The following is a 16,766-nucleotide window of genomic DNA, read 5'->3' as shown; positions in this document are numbered from 1 at the left end:
GCTTATGTTTCTATGATTTCAGTATGAAAAACAACACCTTTTTCTAAGGTTTTATGTACCGGACAACGAGAAGCTATTTCTTTTAGGCGTTGCTTTTGATGAGTGTCTAAATTACCAATAAATTTTAATTTTTTACTAATGTGATCTAAATATTTTGTTTTGTTCTCTTCTGCTTCCATAACGTCACTATGTTTTTTAGAATTGGTAATATATACAAAAACTTCTTTTAAATCCCATTGCTTTCTTTGAACATACATTTTTAAAGTCATCACCGTACAGGCCGCCAAGGAAGCATTTAAAAGTTCATAAGGTGATGGGCCGAAATCATCTCCGATTCCGATAGGTTCGTCTGCAATTAAGGTATGATTTTTAGTTTGTATGAAGGTTGTAAAATTATCTTCCGCTATGTTTAAATGGCCTACCAGCTTTTCTTCTTCCATATCCAGTAACTGATTTTCTCGTTGAGGGAAGTAGCGCTGTACCCATGTACCGATAACATCTCCTACATATCTGCTATCTTTGGAGTTCATTAATAAATGATCTGCTCCGTCCAGTGATACGAAGCTTTTAGGGTGATGTGCATATTGATATAATTTTTGAGCATTTTCAATACCAACTGTATTATCAAAAGGAGCGTGCATAATTAACAGAGGTTTACGAAGCTCTTTAACAATTACCGGTAAATCTGTTTTGTCAAAATCTTCTACAAAATCTTTATTAATATTAAAGGGTCTTCCGCCAATGTTTACTTCTATATTTCCTTGGTCCGGAATTTTATTGATATCGTGAGAAAATAAATGTTTTACGTGGCTTACACTTGCAGGAGCCCCTACTGTAGCAACAGCTTTAATATCATTTAACATAGATGCAGCTACCAAAACAGCAGCACCCCCCAGAGAATGTCCAACCAATAAAGAGGGCGCATTGTATTGTTTGGTAATAAAACGGTGTACGTCGATTAAATCATTTACATTGGCAGAAAAATAACTATCTGCAAATTCTCCTTCACTTCTTCCCAAACCTGTAAAGTCAAACCGAATAACTCCAAAACCTGCTTTCGCGATCGATCGACTGATATTTTTAACTGCAGACAGTCTTGCGCTGCAAGTAAAACAATGCGCAAAAATAGCATAGTAATTAGGCTTTTGATTGGCCGGCAACTCTAAGAAAGCATTTAACATGAACCCTTTTCTATTTTTTATGGTTAGCTTATTACTTTTCATTTTTTCTGTTTTTAGATATTATGAGCTGCAAGATAACATGGAACAGCCTATTTTAGTTCTTGCCCATTCGGGCCTTTTTGCATACCATTTTTCAGCACTTGGTTGTTCGTCATACGGATGCTTCAATAACTGAAATAATTCATCAATAAGTGTATATGCTCCTTTTTCAGCTTCATCAATGGCTAATTGTGCCATATAATTTCTTAGTACATATTTGGGGTTTACCGTATTCATTTTCAATTGACGTTCACTATCATTCACAATCTCTTTTTGTAATCTTTCTTGATATGTTTTTAACCAGGTTTCCCATTTTTGAGTTAATTCACCTGAAATAGAATCTTCATAGAAAGCATCTGCAATAAGATTTATACGAGTTGTTTTTTCTTTTTTCACCTTTGACAAATTTCTAAAAAAAAGAGTCATATCCGTTTCGGTTAACTGTAATATAGTTTCCAATTTTTTAATGAGTTTAGCATCATTTTCCTCTTTAGTGTATAAACCCAATTTAGAGCGCATCATCTCTAAAGATTGTTTCTCAAAATTAGCCTTATACCATTCTAAAATATCCTCTAACGGTTTTGCTTCTCCAATTAAAGGATATAATGCATTTGCCAATTGATATAGATTCCATAGTCCAATATTAGGCTGATTTCCATAACGATATCTTTTATGTTCTTTATCTGTTGTATTGGGTGTCCAGCTAAGATCAAAGCCTTCTAACCAACCATACGGACCATAATCTATGGTTAATCCTAAAATAGACATATTATCCGTGTTCATGACTCCGTGAACAAACCCCACACGTTGCCAATGAATGATCATGGTTAAAGTACGCCTGACAACTTCTTTAAAAAAAGAGAGATAGGTTTCTTTAGAAGGTATTCCCAACTCGGGAAAAAGGTTCTCTATGGTATAGTCGACGAGTAATTTTAAATTTTTTATATCGTTTTTTGCTGCAAAAATTTCGTAGCTCCCAAAACGTAAAAAGGATGTAGCTACTCTGGATACGATAGCTCCTTTTTCATAAGCGGGATTTCCGTCATACATGATATCACGCAAAACATCATCTCCGGACAAGCTTAATGATAAAGCCCTTGTAGTGGGGATGCCCAAATGATACATAGCTTCACTACATAAATATTCTCTGATGGAAGATCGAAGTACTGCCAAACCATCTGCTGTCCTTGAATATGGAGTCTCTCCAGCTCCTTTCAATTGAAGCATCCATATTTTGTTATGATACTCGATTTCTGTTAAGTTGATCGCCCTACCGTCTCCCAGCTGCCCGGCCCAATGCCCAAACTGATGTCCTCCGTAACACATAGCAAAGGGTTTTGTATTTTGAAGTATTTTATTTCCTGTCATTACATCTAAAAATGCTTTTGATTTGGCATCTTTTTCCGAGATTCCCAACGCATTCATCATTTCATCCGATACATGAATGAGTTTTGGAGCGGTTGTTTTTTTAGGCATCACATATGAAAAACAAGTTTCCGATACTTGCCTTCTTGTATTTTCAGGATTTGGATCAGCAGGTAACAGGTTTGTAAAATGATGTACGGTATTGAGGTTCAACGTTTTTAAAGGTTAACAGAAATCTTAAATTAATTTATCGGCATAGTGCTTTTTCAGTTTTTGTAATTTTGGTGTAATGACAAAGCTGCAATAGCTTTGTTCCTGATTATTACTATAGTAATCCTGATGGTAATCTTCAGCTTTATAAAATGTAGGTAATGCGCTTATCTCTGTTACAATAGGGCTGTCAAAATAAGAAGCCAAATCCAATAAGACTTTATGTGCTGTTGCTTTTTGTTGTGCATCGTGATAAAAAATAACAGAACGATATTGCGTCCCTATATCCGCTCCCTGTCTGTTTAATTGCGTGGGATCGTGTGTGGTCATAAAAATAATTAAGATATCTTCATAAGAAATAATATCCGCATCAAAACGAATCTGAATGACCTCCGCATGTCCGGTTAGCCCGGTACAAACTTCTCTGTATGCCGGTTTTCCGGGAGCATTTCCACCGGCATATCCGGAAACAACTTTTTCTACTCCTTTTACTCTTAAAAAAATAGCTTCTGTACACCAAAAGCATCCGCCACCGATAGTTGCTGTTTGTATATTCTTGTTCATGACATATTATTTTTTAAAATCATTGATTCCGAATTGATGCAATAGCGCAGTCCGCCAGGCTCCGGACCATCGGGAAATACATGTCCCAAATGCGCGTCACAAGTATTACACAATACTTCAACACGGACCATTCCATGAGATGTGTCTTTGCAATACTGAATGGCATTTTCCCGAATAGGTTGTGTAAAACTCGGCCAGCCTGAGCTTGAATCATATTTAATAGAGGCATCAAATAAATCGGCTTTACAACATACACATTGATAAACTCCTGCATCAAAGATAGAACATAACTGCCCGGTATAAGGCCTTTCGGTTCCTTTTAAGCGGGTAATTCTATACTGCTCAGGGGTTAATATGCTTTTCCACTCATCATTTGATTTTTCAATACGGTGAGTGGGAGTGAGGTTTTCTTTTGTGGTATAATGAATAATATTTTTCCATGTAATCATAATAGACTATTTTGAGCTAAGTTACTCATTTATGAGTCTAACTTTAGACGCTATATCCCTTAATTTATTACAAGTGTAAATTATTAGATTTGATTGTTGGTTATGACACTTAATAATCTTTATTAGTAATGAGAGACCTTTTCAGAATAGAGATATATTCCGTATTGAAATTGATTTGGCTTCAAATTTCTTTCTTCTCGAAAATTTTAAATCCTCAAAACCAATGGGTTACTTCGGGTTCAAAATTTCCTTCGGGCATCGAACTTTTTTGCCAAATCAATTCAAAGGTCTCAATGAATTAAAAAAATCAAAAAATCAAAAATTCAAAAATTGAGAAAATGTTCTAATGATTCTTTTAGGTCTCTAAACGGCATTCAATTTATCAAAAAATTTATTTTTACTTTAGCAAAAATACTTACTTTATGGAAGAACTCATTTTAGAAACAGAAAAATTTGTTTCGTCATTATTAAATGATATGTTGCCACATGATTTTATGTACCATAATTTAAGCCATACACAACGTGTAGTTGCTGCCACTAAAGAGATTATTGAAGGCGAAAAAGTAACTGAAGACAGTGCTGTAAAATTAATTATTGCTGCGTGGTTCCATGATACGGGTTACACAAAAAGTAAGGATAATCATGAAGAGGAAAGCGTTGAGATTGCTAAAGATTTTTTAAAACAACAATTGGTTTCTGATGATTTTAAGGATGAAGTATTTTCTTTAATCATGGCAACTAAAATGGGATATGAACCTGTCACTTTGTCTGAAAAAATAATTAAAGATGCCGATTGTTCTCATTTTCAAGATAAAAACTATTCTCAAATAAGTGAATTATTGAGACACGAATGGGAAAATATATTAGGAAAAACATATAAAAATACAGCTTGGATAGAAGAAAATATTTCGTTTTTCACTAAGCACCATCGTTTTTATACGGATTTTGCTTTGGAAAATTGGCAATCTGGAAAAGATAAAAATCTGGCGCTGCTTTTTAAATCTCTGACAAAACAGGAAAAAGAAGATAAAAAAGTAAAGAAACAAGCTGAGGAGTTGGCTTTAAAAAAGAAGAAAGCAAAATTGCCGGAACGGGGCATTGAGACAATGTTTCGGGTTACATTACGAAATCACATTACGTTAAGTGATATTGCAGATACAAAGGCAAATATTTTACTGTCCGTTAATGCGATTATTGTTTCATTAGTGCTCTCTAACTTAGTGTCTAAGTTGGATAATCCGTCTAATCAGTACTTGATTTTCCCTACCATAATTTTCGTGTTATTTACCGTTGCTTCTATGATTTTGTCTGTCTTGGCAACTCGCCCTAACATAACTAGTGGAAAGTTTACGAAAGAAGATGTGAGAAATAAAAAAGTGAACTTATTGTTTTTCGGTAACTTTCATAAAATGGGTCTGGATGATTTTGAATGGGCAATGGGAGAAATGATGGAAGACAGAGATTATTTATATTCTTCTATGAAAAAAGATTTGTATTTTTTGGGAAAGGTTTTGGATAAAAAATATAAAATATTAAGAATTACTTATACCGTGTTCATTATAGGCATCGTGATTTCTATAATTGTTTTTGCAGTTGCCTTTAAGATGCAGGGCACACAATAATGAATTCATTTAAACTTTTTGGATTTAAGCGAAAATTAGAAGTTTTTAGGGCTGTTGAAGGCTTTTTTGAGTTGCATAGCAGCGCTACGGAAGGAAAAAAAGACAAAAACAGAGCGGAAAACAGTAATTTTTTAGCAAATTGAAAAAGTTTAAATGAGTTCAATATATGTTTTTTAATTTTCTATTTCTTTAATCAGATCTTGTAAAGTAATCGTATGAGATTCATCAAAATCGTCATAATATACTACTTCTACACGTAGTGCTTTTAGTCCAGAGACTCCTTGTAAATCTTCGAGTTCTAATTTTTCAATAACCCCTAATCGTTTTTTAGACTGTAAGAATTTTATATATTTTAGGTATTCTTTGGCATCTTTATCCTGAGAGTATACAATTGCAATCTTTCCGGGAGTTGTTAAGCGCTCATTACTGCCTTTGATATGTGCTTTGTCAATACGCTTTTTGATAATTTCATATCGGATATTGTAGGCTCCGTCCACATCAAATTGTTTTTCATCCATTCTAAATTTAATAGCTAACGGATTGCTGTGTACCAATATTAATGAAGCTACTTGTAAATCGTGCTCCATTTCTTTCCTCGCTGTATGTGCGACATTTTCTATTTGGCACATCATCTGTAATTGCCACAGGCGCAGATTATATAAATACAGCGGATCGTATGATTTATTTTTAACCAGAGATTGTCCAATATATATATTATACTCAACACCATCAGTTTTATAACGCTCAAAATAATGTGGAAACATTTTTTGAGCCTCTATTTGTTGCTTATCTATGTATTTGGCTAATTTATCATTTTGTCTCGTCCTAAAATAGGGCTACAGTTAATTATTAAAATTTATGCTACATTTTTGTGCACGTAATTAGGTGTTTTATAATCTAAAGATAAATGTAATCTTTTATTATTATATAATTTGATTGCATTTTTTGTTGCTTTTTTGGCGTGATTGATATTTGTAAATGTTTGGTCGAGGAAGAATTCATCTTTTAAAATTCCGTTAACTCTTTCGGCCATTGCGTTTTCGTAGCAATGATTTTCTTGGGTCATACTGATTTGTATCTTTTTTCTTTTCAAAATTTGAGTATAAACATTGCTACAATATTGTATTCCTCTATCAGAATGATGTATGATTTCTTCGGTATTTTTAGTTTGATAAATAGCTTTATTTAAAGCTCTAACACAGCCTTTAAGTTCTAAACTATCACTAATATCATAGCCTACTATTTTTCTTGAATACATATCAGTAATAAGTGCTAAATAACAAAATCCATTTATAGTTCTTATATAGGTAATATCCGAAGCCCAAACTTGGTTAGGTCTATTAATGATCAGGTCTTTTATGATATTTTTATATTTATAAAAACGATGGTAAGAGTTGGTTGTTTTAGAAGAATATTTTTTCCTTCTAATTAACAAATTATTTTCTTTTAAGATTCTAAATAACTGGTCTCTACCTATATTTATATTCTGTTTCCTAAAATCATTATGTAAGGATTTCATTAGCTTTCTAGTACCTTCTCTGGGTAATGTTTTCCTGCTTTTTTTAACAAGCATTATTACATTTTGTTCTATTTGTTTTTTAAGAACAAACCTTTTTTGATATTTGTAATAAGCATCTCTTTTTAACTCGAAAGCATTACAAATAGTAGCGATGGCGTACCTTCTTTTTTTTCTATTAATCGGTGCTATTTTCATTAAGGCTTTATGTTTAAGTTTTTTTTTAATTCTTCAACATTTTTATAGCCAAGATTTTCAGCAGCTACTTCAAGATAACTATCATTCACAAGTTTATCTAGATCCTTTTTAATAAGAAGATCTTTGAGTTGTTTTAGCTCTTTTTGAAGGGCTTTAATACGGGATAATTCGTCGTCTGTTTGCACGGTTACACGGGTGTTCATTAAATCTTTACGGTCATATTTTTTAATCCATACGTTTATCGTACTAGATTGTATGCCGTAAGTTAAGGCAATTTGTCTTTTGGAATGGTTTCCTTTGGTAAGTTCTGCTAATACTTTGAGTTTAAAACTCTCACTATAACGTCTTACATATCCATCATTTTTATACATATACTTGTTGTTTTTTGTATACATATTTCAGGACGGGTCATTTAACATGGTAACGCTGTTTTCATAATTCTTTCGTTTTTCATATATAACATGCAAATTATCATCCAGACGTTCCATGTACTTGTCAACTTCTTTTCTCAAAGGTTTATGATTTCTTTTTGCGTGTTTAAATACCGGATAAATATCTCGTTTTAAGAAGTTTAATATGCTGATTTCATCACCGGCTTTTAATCCGGAATTTACTTCATTCAGGTATTCGCTTACTCTAAAAGTAAGTTCTTCATAAATGGGCAATTTTTCTTTTTTATAGGCCTCACTCAATACATTAATTGTTAGCATAAGCTGTGTGGCCAAATCTTCTTTAATAGCATTATTTCTTGCCAATGAGGAGCCCTTAATATCTGATTGCCCATATAACGGAAATACGTTTTCAAAAATAATTTCATCAGGATCGGGTTTTATGTCCTGATTTTTTTCTTGTAATTCTCTTTGATATTTTTCAGCAGCTTCAATAAAACGCCATTTTACGGAACTATGTATAGTCGTATAATGTTCCTGTATGGTAGCCTCTATCACATTTTGTTGCTCTTCTATAAATCTCTCTACGGCAATTTCAAAAGCAGATATGATATCTTTTAATTTATTTTGATTGATCGAATTCAGTTCAAATGGTCTGGGCGAAGCAATTTCAATAATGGTAAGATCTTTATTATTTGAGGCTTTAACAGGTATTAATATAATACTACCTATCCCGACCTTATGAAGCTGATGATAAAAGGGATTATGACCGTGTTTTTGTCCGTACATTTCCACATCTGAAATAGCAACGGATTCATATTGATTAAATATTTTTCCTACAATATGATGACAAAAATGATTTGAACAAGAAATTTCAGACATAAAAGTAAATAGCGTACTTTCAGACATCTTTACCCGTAGCTGATTTAGGCCATTTTCAATAGTAAAGATAGAAAAACCTAACATCAGATCTTTAATCTCAAAAAATTCACGTAAGTCGTGTTGTAGCTCTTCATTTAAATTATCACTACTTCTTAATAGATTTGTTCTTATAGATGAAATAATTTCATCAGCAGTTACATCAAATAAATTCATGATGCCAAATCCTTTAAAAATATAACTGCCAGGGGGAAATTTTTCTTTCCAGATTTTTATGTTTTCAAAATTATCTAATAGCTCTCTATAATCTTCTTCAGTGATCTTTGGTGCATTTTTAGTAGGAATTATTTCTGAAAAATCTCCGTTAAAAGCTGTTCGGTAATGTTTTGTAATACCTGAATTTTTATCAGGAATATCGAAAAAGAAAGGCCTTTTTAAGTCAATGGAAAACCCATAATAGAGATTCATTATAAAAGTACAGGCCATAATATACATTGTATCTTCTTCAAAATTTCTTAAACTTAATTTATAATGTTCCCCGGCATTATTTAAGATTTGTTCAAAACGAGTTGTAAATTTGAATGAGGTAAATGAAAAAGGGATACTTGCTGCTTTAATTTCATTTAAAAGTAGTAGTTCCGGAAATAAAGGATCTAACAATAAATCTATTTGGTCTTGGTATTTTTCTAACAAAGAAAAATCTGAAAAGCCTTCTATGAGTTCTTCGGGGTAATTTTTGAAATCTTCTACTATTTCCAAAGAAGATTTGTGATAAGGATGATTACTAAACTCTTCTGATGCATACTTTTTGAATAGCGAAAAAACTTTTTGAAAGGAAATCGTAAGTTGTAAGGGCAACTCCATATTTTCATTCAAATTAGATGTGACTATTTTCATACTGTCATTTTACGATTACAAATTTTTGATGGTCCGTTATCAATTTAATTATGTTTTTTGGATACCTGTTAAAGGGCTCTAATGTTATATCCTATATTGCCATTTAATGAATTAAAAAAAATTAAAGATTCAAATATTTAAAAGATGTTCTAATGATTTCTTTTAAATGAATATTCAAATACAAATTTAAGGAATATCAAAATATTGGTCAATTTTTAGTAAAAACCTTACTTTTTGGGTTTTATAATTATATGACTGAATAGTTTTAAGAGAATTCAAAACATTTATTTTTGTCTAAAGTAAATGACAATAGGAACTCCGGAAAAAATATAATGTGCTCTTAGCTGATTTTCAACGTATCTTTTATAAGGCTCTTTTACATATTGAGGGAGGTTACAGAAAAACACAAACTGTGGAGTTTTGGTAGGCAGTTGCATACAGAATTTAATTTTAATGAATTTGCCTTTTGTTGCTGGTGGCGGATTATTTTTTACAATCTCTAACATGGTTTCATTAAATTTACCGGTAGTAATTCTTCTTTTTCTGTTTTCAAAAACTTCAACGGCTGTTTCAATAGCCTTGAAGATTCGTTGTTTATTTAGAACAGAAATAAAAATGATAGGAACATCTGTAAAAGGAGCGATTTGTTTTTTTATTTTTGTTTCAAAATCACGTATGGTGTTGGTTTCTTTTTCTATCAAGTCCCATTTATTGATTAAAATAACAATTCCTTTTTTATTTTTTTCTGCCAGCCAGAATATATTTTGATCCTGACTTTCAAAACCGCGAGAAGCATCTACCATTAAAATGACAATATCCGAATATTCAATGGTTCTTACAGCTCGCATTACAGAATAAAATTCCAAATCTTCTTTTACTTTGGATTTTTTTCTGATTCCGGCTGTATCTACCAGATAGAACTCAAAACCAAAACGGTTGTATTTTGTATCAATAGCATCTCTTGTAGTTCCTGCAATATCAGTTACAATATTTCTATCTTCCCCAATCAATGTATTAATGAAAGAAGATTTTCCGGCATTTGGCCTTCCTACCACTGCAAATCTTGGTAGCCTTTCGTTTTCTACATCAACTTCTTCAGGTTCGGGCATGATGGCTGTAATTGCATCTAAAATTTCCCCTGTACCGCTTCCGTTAATAGATGATATGGTATAGTAATCACCTAATCCCAGGTTGTAAAATTCAACTGCATCGGCAACTCTCATGGCATTGTCAACTTTATTGACAGCAATAAAAACGGGTTTTTCAACTTTTCTGAGTATTCTGGCAACTTCAGCGTCCATCGGAGTAATTCCTTCTTCCACGTCCACTACAAAAATAATAATGTCAGCCTCTTCTATGGCCAGTTGAACTTGCTTTCTGATTTCTTCTTCAAAAACATCATCGGACCCTATTACATATCCGCCCGTATCAATTACAGAGAACTCTTTTCCATTCCAGTCAGATTTGCCATAATGTCGATCTCTGGTAACCCCACTAACAGCATCTACAATTGCTTCTCTCTTACGGATGAAACGATTAAAGAGTGTTGATTTACCGACATTTGGTCTTCCTACAATGGCAACGATATTGTTCATGTATTAGAATTTGGGCAAAGATACTATTTTGGAACTCATTATTTGTAAGAAGAATTGTAGGGTATTCGAGTCTAAGTATTGTATCCGAAACGTTTTAATTCATTGTCGTTGGATCGCCAGTTTTTATTGACTTTTACAAAAAGCTCCAAATAGACTTTTTTGTCAAAAAAATATTCAAGATCTTTTCTGGCTTCTGCACCTACACGTTTAATAGCTGCTCCTTTATGCCCGATAATAATCCCTTTTTGAGTATCTCTCTCTACCATAATTACGGAACGTATTCGAATAATGGTTTCCTCCTCTATAAAATCTTCTGTCATTACTTCAACAGCATATGGAATTTCTTTTTTATAATGTATTAAAATACGTTCTCGTATTTTTTCATTTACAAAGAAGCGTTCCGGCTTATCGGTTAGTTGATCCTTCGGATAGAAGGGAAGAGCATCAGGAAGTAATTCTATGATCTTGTAAAAAACAGATTCTACATTGAATTTTTCCAATGCTGAGATCACATAAACAAAAGAGTTCGGAACTTTTTCTCGCCAATACTCGATCTTTTCTTTGACTTCTTCCGGAGTTGACTTATCAATCTTATTTAATAAGAGAATCACTGGAATTTTACTATTGATAATTTTCTTGAAGAATTCTTCATTCTTCAATTCTTTTTCTCCTACTTCTACCATGTAGATCAAGACATCAGCATCCTCAAAAGCAGATTTCACAAAATCCATCATAGACTCTTGAAGCTGATAATCAGGTTTGATGATTCCCGGGGTATCAGAAAAAACAATCTGGTAATCCTCTCCATTTACGACCCCTAAAATTCGATGCCTGGTCGTTTGTGCCTTGGAAGTAATGATAGAAAGATTTTCGCCAACCAGAACATTCATCAATGTTGATTTTCCAACATTAGGATTTCCAATAATATTTACAAATCCCGCCTTGTGTGTCATGCCACAAAGATAGATTCTTTTTGTGTCTAAAGGCAGGGTAAACGCATTAAACTTTTATGAATATAGCAATAAAATTATCTTTATGTTAAAAAATTGGCATCTAACTTATAGTTTGACTCATTATTCTTTAAACTCACCATTACTAATTGTCCATTTTTGAAGATCATCATAAATGTTCTGGGATAAAAAAACTAAAAAAAACTGATTATCAATACAGTATTCTTAACGCGTTTGTCCTGTGCCTAAAGGTGTGAATTGTTGAAAAGTTATAAAAAAAGCATAACTTTGGTTGGTTTGTGATTAGATCAAATAATAGAGTTTAAAACACGTTGGTATTCATGAGATGAAGAAATTAGGAAACAAGATCTTATTATTTTTATATGCTTGTCCGTTAGATTCCCTAATAACTTTTAGCCGACTTAGAAGCCTTGCTATTCCTAACTTTACGACAATATCATTATTAGAATAATTCTTCTCTTTTGATGAAAAGTCAGGTTTTACAAGGGTTTGAACGCATATTGGGGAAACATAGAGATAAGCATATATTTTTATGTTTAAGTATGTGCTTGGTATTTATAACTTGCTTTACGGATCCTTTTTTAAACTTCAACGGAGAGCAAGTTACCTGTGAATCGGCAAATGATGGTACAGACGATGCAGCAGATGATTTTGAGAACATGGTCAATGCAGAAAACTACACAGCGTTGTGTTTGGCTTACAAGAGTGCATTGGCAAATCAGATTGCATTATGTGGTGATGAATCAGAAGATTTGAGTGTCATATTAGAGAGATTAGGAGATTGTCAACTCTCTTCTTTCTTTCAAGTCGATTTTGATGGACAAACTTTCTTTTCGGATAGAGCTAGCGGAACAATTACAGGAGGAAAAATTACCATTGAAGCTTTTCGTGGACCAGATGGTGAAAAAGTTGAAATTGAATTGAATGAAGCCGGGGTTGGTACCTATCAATTTGGATTGACAGATTTAAATGACCGAACGAATGCTGTTAGATATACAACTGAATTTAACAATCTTGTTGTTTGGGAATCTATTTCTGATGGGACTCAAATTGAAGGTGAAATAACGATTACCGAGATCGATTATGCAAATTCTTGGATATCTGGAACTTTTAGTTTTACAGGACATAATAATGGAGAAAAAAAAGAGTTTACAAACGGACAATTTTCAGATATTCCTTTCGAAAAAGGAAATGAGTTTTTTGCGAAGGTAGATGGAGAAGAATTTGTAGACGTGATCTTTTTGGTGGATGATGGAAATTTTGGTTCTCTGGCATTTAGTGTTCGGGATGCCGATAACAGATCAATTACTATTGGAATGGACCCAAATATTTCTTCCGGAACCTACAGTTTTAATAATTTTCCTGATTTACCGTCGAGTGATTATACACCTTTCTCAAATGATTTTCATAGTGGTGAAGGAACGATTACCATCATTCAGCATAGCATTACTGCGGGAGTTATTGTGGGTACTTTTGAATTTGCAGCCTTACCTGTTTTAGGGGGTGTAGGTACTTATGAAATTACGGAAGGGAGTTTCTGTATGTATTACTAGTTTTCTAAGACATTCATTCACTGAACTCTAAGTAAAATCAAGGCTTTTATTTGGTTTATAAAATGTTAAAAATACGTATATTCGCAGTCCAAATCGCGGGATAGAGCAGTAGGTAGCTCGTCGGGATCATAACCCGAAGGTTGATGGTTCGAGTCCAACTCCCGATACTTGAAAATGAGACAGTTACGATAAAAAGTAACTGTCTTTTTCTTTTTGGGTACAATATAGGTACAACAAATAGCTGTTTATTATAGTCTTTTTTGGTTTGATTTGAGTCCCCAAAACATTCCGATTTTTCATATTGATCCATATAAAACTTTCCCTTCAAACATTTTTGAGAGCTACTGAGCCAAGATAAACTTGGTCAAAATCCCACAGAAATTTTCTCGGCATAAGATTTATTCCAATTGCTTCCTGTGGGATTTAGCCCTTCATTTTTTGGTCTTGCTCAGTATTCATCAAAAAAGTATTGATTAAAATGGAAAATTTATTTTTTGAAAAATCTGTTGTAGGAGAAATTAAACTGAGTTATTCAAAACAAAAAATTATGACCAACACGAAAATTACCAATTCTAAAGATTTAGAACAGTGTATTAGAGAAATTTTTCCCAAAGAGCAAATTAATTACAGAGAACATGCCTACCTTATTCTGCTCAACCGAGCTAATTTGGTTTTGGGTTACTACTTACTAAGTATTGGTGGAATTACAGGAACTGTGATTGATCTTAAAGTTGTATTTCAATGTGCATTATTGGCATCGGCAGAGGCAATTGCACTTTGTCATAATCACCCAAGTTCAAATCTAACTCCCTCCAAAGCTGACTATGAAATTACTAAGAAAATTACTAAAGCAGGTAAATTTCTTGACATCACAGTTTTAGACCATATCATTATTACAGAAAATGAGTATTACAGTTTTGCAGATCATGGAGACTTATGATAAACTCTTCTGGCATTTGAAAAACCATTGAATGTTTTGGATTTCTTTTAAAATCTGGTTCCAGTTTTTTCTAAGGTAGCGCACCAGATAAGACTTGCCCCTGTCTTGTTGCTCTTTAAGCGAGAACAGGACTGTCTTTCGGACGGTTCCGAAGCCTTCATTTTTACCATAAGGTAACGCAGAAGAAAAAGCGATATGATGCAGGAGTTTTTTTCGTTGTAAATCTGCTTCTTTCCAATAAATAGCTGGATTTTCTAATAGTTCAATGGTTTTTTGAGTAGCGGTTCCGATGTCGATATTAATCTCTTTGGTTTGGGTGGGTTTTTCCAGTTCTTTTAGCTTTCCATACAACTGATTAATTTTCTTTTCATAATTTACAATCAAAAATTCATCGGATGTTTTACTGATTCTGTCAGTCAATGTTTCAATTTGCTTTTCAAGAGCTTCTTTTTTGGTTTGTATATCAATTCGATCATCTGAAATCTCATCAATCTGTTTTTTGTAGCTACCAATAAGCATTCCTTTTAATACATATGCACAGTTAGGCTGTATTTTACAGGTGTCCAGTAAATCAATATAATCCATTTCTAATTTTTCTTTGGCAATGTATTTGGGTTTGGCAGTACAATTTTTATCATTACAACTGTAGAGTGGATAGTACCTATTTCTTCCCCTGGAATAACTTGATGTAAAAAGTTTTCCGCAATAGCAACAACTAGCAAGCCCACGAAGCGGGAAATCAGGCGTATCGCTTTTTTTTGTTACTATCATTTTTTCACTCAATCGCTCCTGTATTCTCATATAAACAGAAAGAGAAATAATAGCTTTATGTTTTGCTTTTCGCCATGCAATATTCCATTTGGGATACTCGTAATAACCTGCATACAAGGATTGCTGTAGCATGGCTTTAGCTGTAGAAAGATGGATGGGCTTGCCACCCCGATAACCTTTTTTAGCCAAAAAAGCCACTACTTGTTTTTGATTCAACAGCCTTCCATGGGCAAAACCTTCTAAAGCTTGTTTGATGATCGTTACCTCTTTTGACTTAGGCGAGATAAGTTTGCCATGTACCTTGCATTTTTTGTAATGGTAGCCTGCGGGCGGTTGAAAACACCAATAGCCTTTTTCCATTCTAACGGTCATCTTTTGAATCACTTGTCGTTGGTTCTGCTCCCGTTCCAGTTGTCCTTGAGCGGCGATGACTACTTCTATAAATCGTCCCTCCGGACTGTTCTCAAAGGTGAAATTTAAGCATTCTACAGTCGTGTTATAAGTTTGAATCAATCGCCTTAGTTTAATATGAATCTCTACATCACGGGCAAACCGTTTAAGATCATCGAAAATAATCACAAAATGTTCTTGTTTGTGCCATTTGAGATATCCAAGGAGTTCTTGCATGGCTTTACGCTCAAACAGACCTCCTGAGACGGCTTGATCACTAAATACTTCTTCTACCACATATTTTTTCTCTTTAGCATATTTTCTACATCTACTTTCCTGGCTTTCCAGTCCATGACCATTCTTTTTTTGATCTTCAGAAGATACTCGGCAATAAATAAGGGCTTTTTGCATAGAACAAGGGTTACTTATAGGTGATCTTAGCACCCTTTGGCAGGCTTGCCAAATAATCTTCTACCAGTAGATCAGCCAATGCTTGCATATGTTTTAGCAAATCTTCCATTTGCTGATCGCAAAACTCAGGACACCCTAAAAGAGCCCTGAGCCGATCATAATCATCGTAAGGTGCTATGGATGTTAAGATTTCTTGGATAGCATTATCCGTAGAAGATACAATTGTGTTATCCCCAATATTTGAGTTCGTAATAATTGTGTCCTTGAATCTCTTCTTTGGGAGTTGCTTTTTGTTTTTCCTCCTCTATCTCACCGAGTGAGATATTGTCTACAGCATGAACTTCTTCTCCATGTTCGTTTCTAAAATAAAGAATGTAATCACGAGTGTGTTTTTTGGTATACTCTCTGATTTGACGTTTGATATGGTCAATGTCTTTTTGCAAGACGTTTAAATTACAGCCACGGGTAACAATTTCCTTGCCTTTAAAGGCATAATCCCCACGCTCGTTTTTAGGGTTGAGTAATTTATACATAGGGCAGATGGGTTAAGAGAAATAAAAGATGTGAACTTTTTATTTATTCTTTGACATCTTCGAGATTGCCGATTGTAGAAAGTACTAAAACAGCAATTATCAAAAGGGAAATGTACACCCTAAAATAAGCAAATTCCCACGTTCACTGTGGGAATATAACGGGTGGTGTTTCATAAAAAAGGGGTTAAGAAATACGCCTCCCATCGAAGCTATGGAAGCCATAAAAAATGCGTGAATATTTTTTCACGCAAGAATCCATACTAGCATGGATTCCTTTAAAAAACAACTTTAAA

General features: G+C 33.6%; 15 protein-coding genes, 1 tRNA gene and 1 pseudogene. 5 read left to right on the top strand and 12 right to left on the bottom strand.

The features are described from left to right. Positions 1-2: 2 nt before the first annotated feature. The 4 genes from GKR88_16200 to msrB are packed head-to-tail and all read right to left on the bottom strand — an operon-like array spanning position 3 to position 3,808. Complete coding sequence (locus GKR88_16200; GenBank protein ID QMU65667.1) at positions 3-1,223, bottom strand: alpha/beta fold hydrolase; 1,221 nt, start codon at positions 1,221-1,223, stop codon at positions 3-5. An 18-nt stretch (positions 1,224-1,241) separates the two neighbouring features. Then, the gene (locus GKR88_16195) at positions 1,242-2,798 is read right to left on the bottom strand and encodes a YdiU family protein (protein QMU65666.1); all 1,557 of its coding nucleotides are present in this window, start codon (positions 2,796-2,798) and stop codon (positions 1,242-1,244) included. A 24-nt stretch (positions 2,799-2,822) separates the two neighbouring features. Continuing rightward, positions 2,823-3,359, bottom strand: coding sequence for a peptide-methionine (S)-S-oxide reductase MsrA (gene msrA / locus GKR88_16190; protein QMU65665.1), 537 nt, complete (start codon positions 3,357-3,359; stop codon positions 2,823-2,825). Continuing rightward, positions 3,356-3,808 (bottom strand): peptide-methionine (R)-S-oxide reductase MsrB, encoded by a 453-nt coding sequence (msrB, locus tag GKR88_16185; protein QMU65664.1) that lies wholly within the window; start codon positions 3,806-3,808, stop codon positions 3,356-3,358. The genes msrA and msrB overlap by 4 nt, the downstream gene beginning before the upstream one ends. A gap of 422 nt (positions 3,809-4,230) precedes the next feature. Here msrB and GKR88_16180 point away from each other — a divergent pair, with 422 nt between their 5' ends. Together GKR88_16180 and GKR88_16175 are read left to right on the top strand one after the other, a co-directional pair. Beyond that, positions 4,231-5,430: an HD domain-containing protein gene (locus GKR88_16180; protein QMU65663.1), complete on the top strand. Its 1,200-nt coding sequence runs from the start codon at positions 4,231-4,233 to the stop codon at positions 5,428-5,430. Then, entirely contained in the window at positions 5,430-5,573 is a 144-nt protein-coding gene (locus tag GKR88_16175) for a hypothetical protein (GenBank protein ID QMU65662.1), read from the top strand. Before GKR88_16180 ends, GKR88_16175 begins: the two co-directional genes overlap by 1 nt. 30 nt (positions 5,574-5,603) lie before the next feature. Here the strand turns inward: GKR88_16175 and GKR88_16170 are convergent. The 6 genes and pseudogenes from GKR88_16170 to GKR88_16145 form a co-directional block, all read right to left on the bottom strand. Continuing rightward, positions 5,604-6,245, bottom strand: a pseudogene (locus GKR88_16170) (GAF domain-containing protein). A 41-nt stretch (positions 6,246-6,286) separates the two neighbouring features. Further along, the gene (locus GKR88_16165) at positions 6,287-7,144 is read right to left on the bottom strand and encodes an IS3 family transposase (protein ID QMU65661.1); all 858 of its coding nucleotides are present in this window, start codon (positions 7,142-7,144) and stop codon (positions 6,287-6,289) included. Further along, positions 7,144-7,515: a transposase gene (locus GKR88_16160; GenBank protein ID QMU65660.1), complete on the bottom strand. Its 372-nt coding sequence runs from the start codon at positions 7,513-7,515 to the stop codon at positions 7,144-7,146. Before GKR88_16160 ends, GKR88_16165 begins: the two co-directional genes overlap by 1 nt. A 27-nt stretch (positions 7,516-7,542) precedes the next feature. Continuing rightward, positions 7,543-9,309, bottom strand: a complete 1,767-nt coding sequence (locus tag GKR88_16155; GenBank protein ID QMU65659.1) for a GAF domain-containing protein — start codon at positions 9,307-9,309, stop codon at positions 7,543-7,545. A gap of 284 nt (positions 9,310-9,593) precedes the next feature. Beyond that, entirely contained in the window at positions 9,594-10,904 is a 1,311-nt protein-coding gene (locus GKR88_16150) for a ribosome biogenesis GTPase Der (GenBank protein QMU65658.1), read from the bottom strand. A 71-nt stretch (positions 10,905-10,975) separates the two neighbouring features. Continuing rightward, positions 10,976-11,857: a GTPase Era gene (locus GKR88_16145; protein ID QMU65657.1), complete on the bottom strand. Its 882-nt coding sequence runs from the start codon at positions 11,855-11,857 to the stop codon at positions 10,976-10,978. A 479-nt stretch (positions 11,858-12,336) separates the two neighbouring features. On the opposite strand from GKR88_16145, the gene GKR88_16140 reads away from it, so the two are divergent. The 3 genes from GKR88_16140 to GKR88_16130 all read left to right on the top strand — a co-directional run bounded on the left by GKR88_16140 (position 12,337) and on the right by GKR88_16130 (position 14,368). After that, positions 12,337-13,428 (top strand): hypothetical protein, encoded by a 1,092-nt coding sequence (locus GKR88_16140; GenBank protein QMU65656.1) that lies wholly within the window; start codon positions 12,337-12,339, stop codon positions 13,426-13,428. Between the two features lie 92 nt (positions 13,429-13,520). After that, a tRNA-Met gene (locus GKR88_16135) sits at positions 13,521-13,595 on the top strand. A 311-nt stretch (positions 13,596-13,906) separates the two neighbouring features. Further along, positions 13,907-14,368 (top strand): DNA repair protein, encoded by a 462-nt coding sequence (locus tag GKR88_16130; protein QMU65655.1) that lies wholly within the window; start codon positions 13,907-13,909, stop codon positions 14,366-14,368. Here the strand turns inward: GKR88_16130 and GKR88_16125 are convergent. Beyond that, positions 14,363-15,940 carry a resolvase gene (locus GKR88_16125; protein ID QMU65654.1) on the bottom strand — a complete coding sequence of 526 codons (1,578 nt, stop codon included), beginning with the start codon at positions 15,938-15,940 and terminating at the stop codon, positions 14,363-14,365. The two genes, GKR88_16130 and GKR88_16125, sit on opposite strands and share 6 nt — an antisense overlap. Before the next feature lie 227 nt (positions 15,941-16,167). Further along, positions 16,168-16,473: a hypothetical protein gene (locus GKR88_16120; GenBank protein ID QMU65653.1), complete on the bottom strand. Its 306-nt coding sequence runs from the start codon at positions 16,471-16,473 to the stop codon at positions 16,168-16,170. Positions 16,474-16,766 lie beyond the last annotated feature (293 nt).

It is taken from the genome of Flavobacteriaceae bacterium, assembly GCA_014075215.1.
In the GTDB taxonomy this organism is placed as follows: domain Bacteria; phylum Bacteroidota; class Bacteroidia; order Flavobacteriales; family Flavobacteriaceae; genus Polaribacter.
This window is presented reverse-complemented; position numbering and strand designations above follow the sequence as displayed.

Excerpts from the sequence above, each read along its gene's own strand:
- GKR88_16200 (QMU65667.1), bottom strand. The coding sequence starts at position 1,223 with ATGAAAAGTAATAAGCTAACCATAAAAAATAGAAAAGGGTTCATGTTA.
- msrA (QMU65665.1), bottom strand. The coding sequence starts at position 3,359 with ATGAACAAGAATATACAAACAGCAACTATCGGTGGCGGATGCTTTTGG.
- msrB (QMU65664.1), bottom strand. The coding sequence starts at position 3,808 with ATGATTACATGGAAAAATATTATTCATTATACCACAAAAGAAAACCTC.
- GKR88_16180 (QMU65663.1), top strand. The coding sequence starts at position 4,231 with ATGGAAGAACTCATTTTAGAAACAGAAAAATTTGTTTCGTCATTATTA.
- GKR88_16175 (QMU65662.1), top strand. The coding sequence starts at position 5,430 with ATGAATTCATTTAAACTTTTTGGATTTAAGCGAAAATTAGAAGTTTTT.
- GKR88_16165 (QMU65661.1), bottom strand. The coding sequence starts at position 7,144 with ATGAAAATAGCACCGATTAATAGAAAAAAAAGAAGGTACGCCATCGCT.
- GKR88_16160 (QMU65660.1), bottom strand. The coding sequence starts at position 7,515 with ATGTATAAAAATGATGGATATGTAAGACGTTATAGTGAGAGTTTTAAA.
- GKR88_16155 (QMU65659.1), bottom strand. The coding sequence starts at position 9,309 with ATGAAAATAGTCACATCTAATTTGAATGAAAATATGGAGTTGCCCTTA.
- GKR88_16150 (QMU65658.1), bottom strand. The coding sequence starts at position 10,904 with ATGAACAATATCGTTGCCATTGTAGGAAGACCAAATGTCGGTAAATCA.
- GKR88_16145 (QMU65657.1), bottom strand. The coding sequence starts at position 11,857 with ATGACACACAAGGCGGGATTTGTAAATATTATTGGAAATCCTAATGTT.
- GKR88_16130 (QMU65655.1), top strand. The coding sequence starts at position 13,907 with ATGGAAAATTTATTTTTTGAAAAATCTGTTGTAGGAGAAATTAAACTG.
- GKR88_16125 (QMU65654.1), bottom strand. The coding sequence starts at position 15,940 with ATGCAAAAAGCCCTTATTTATTGCCGAGTATCTTCTGAAGATCAAAAA.
- GKR88_16120 (QMU65653.1), bottom strand. The coding sequence starts at position 16,473 with ATGTATAAATTACTCAACCCTAAAAACGAGCGTGGGGATTATGCCTTT.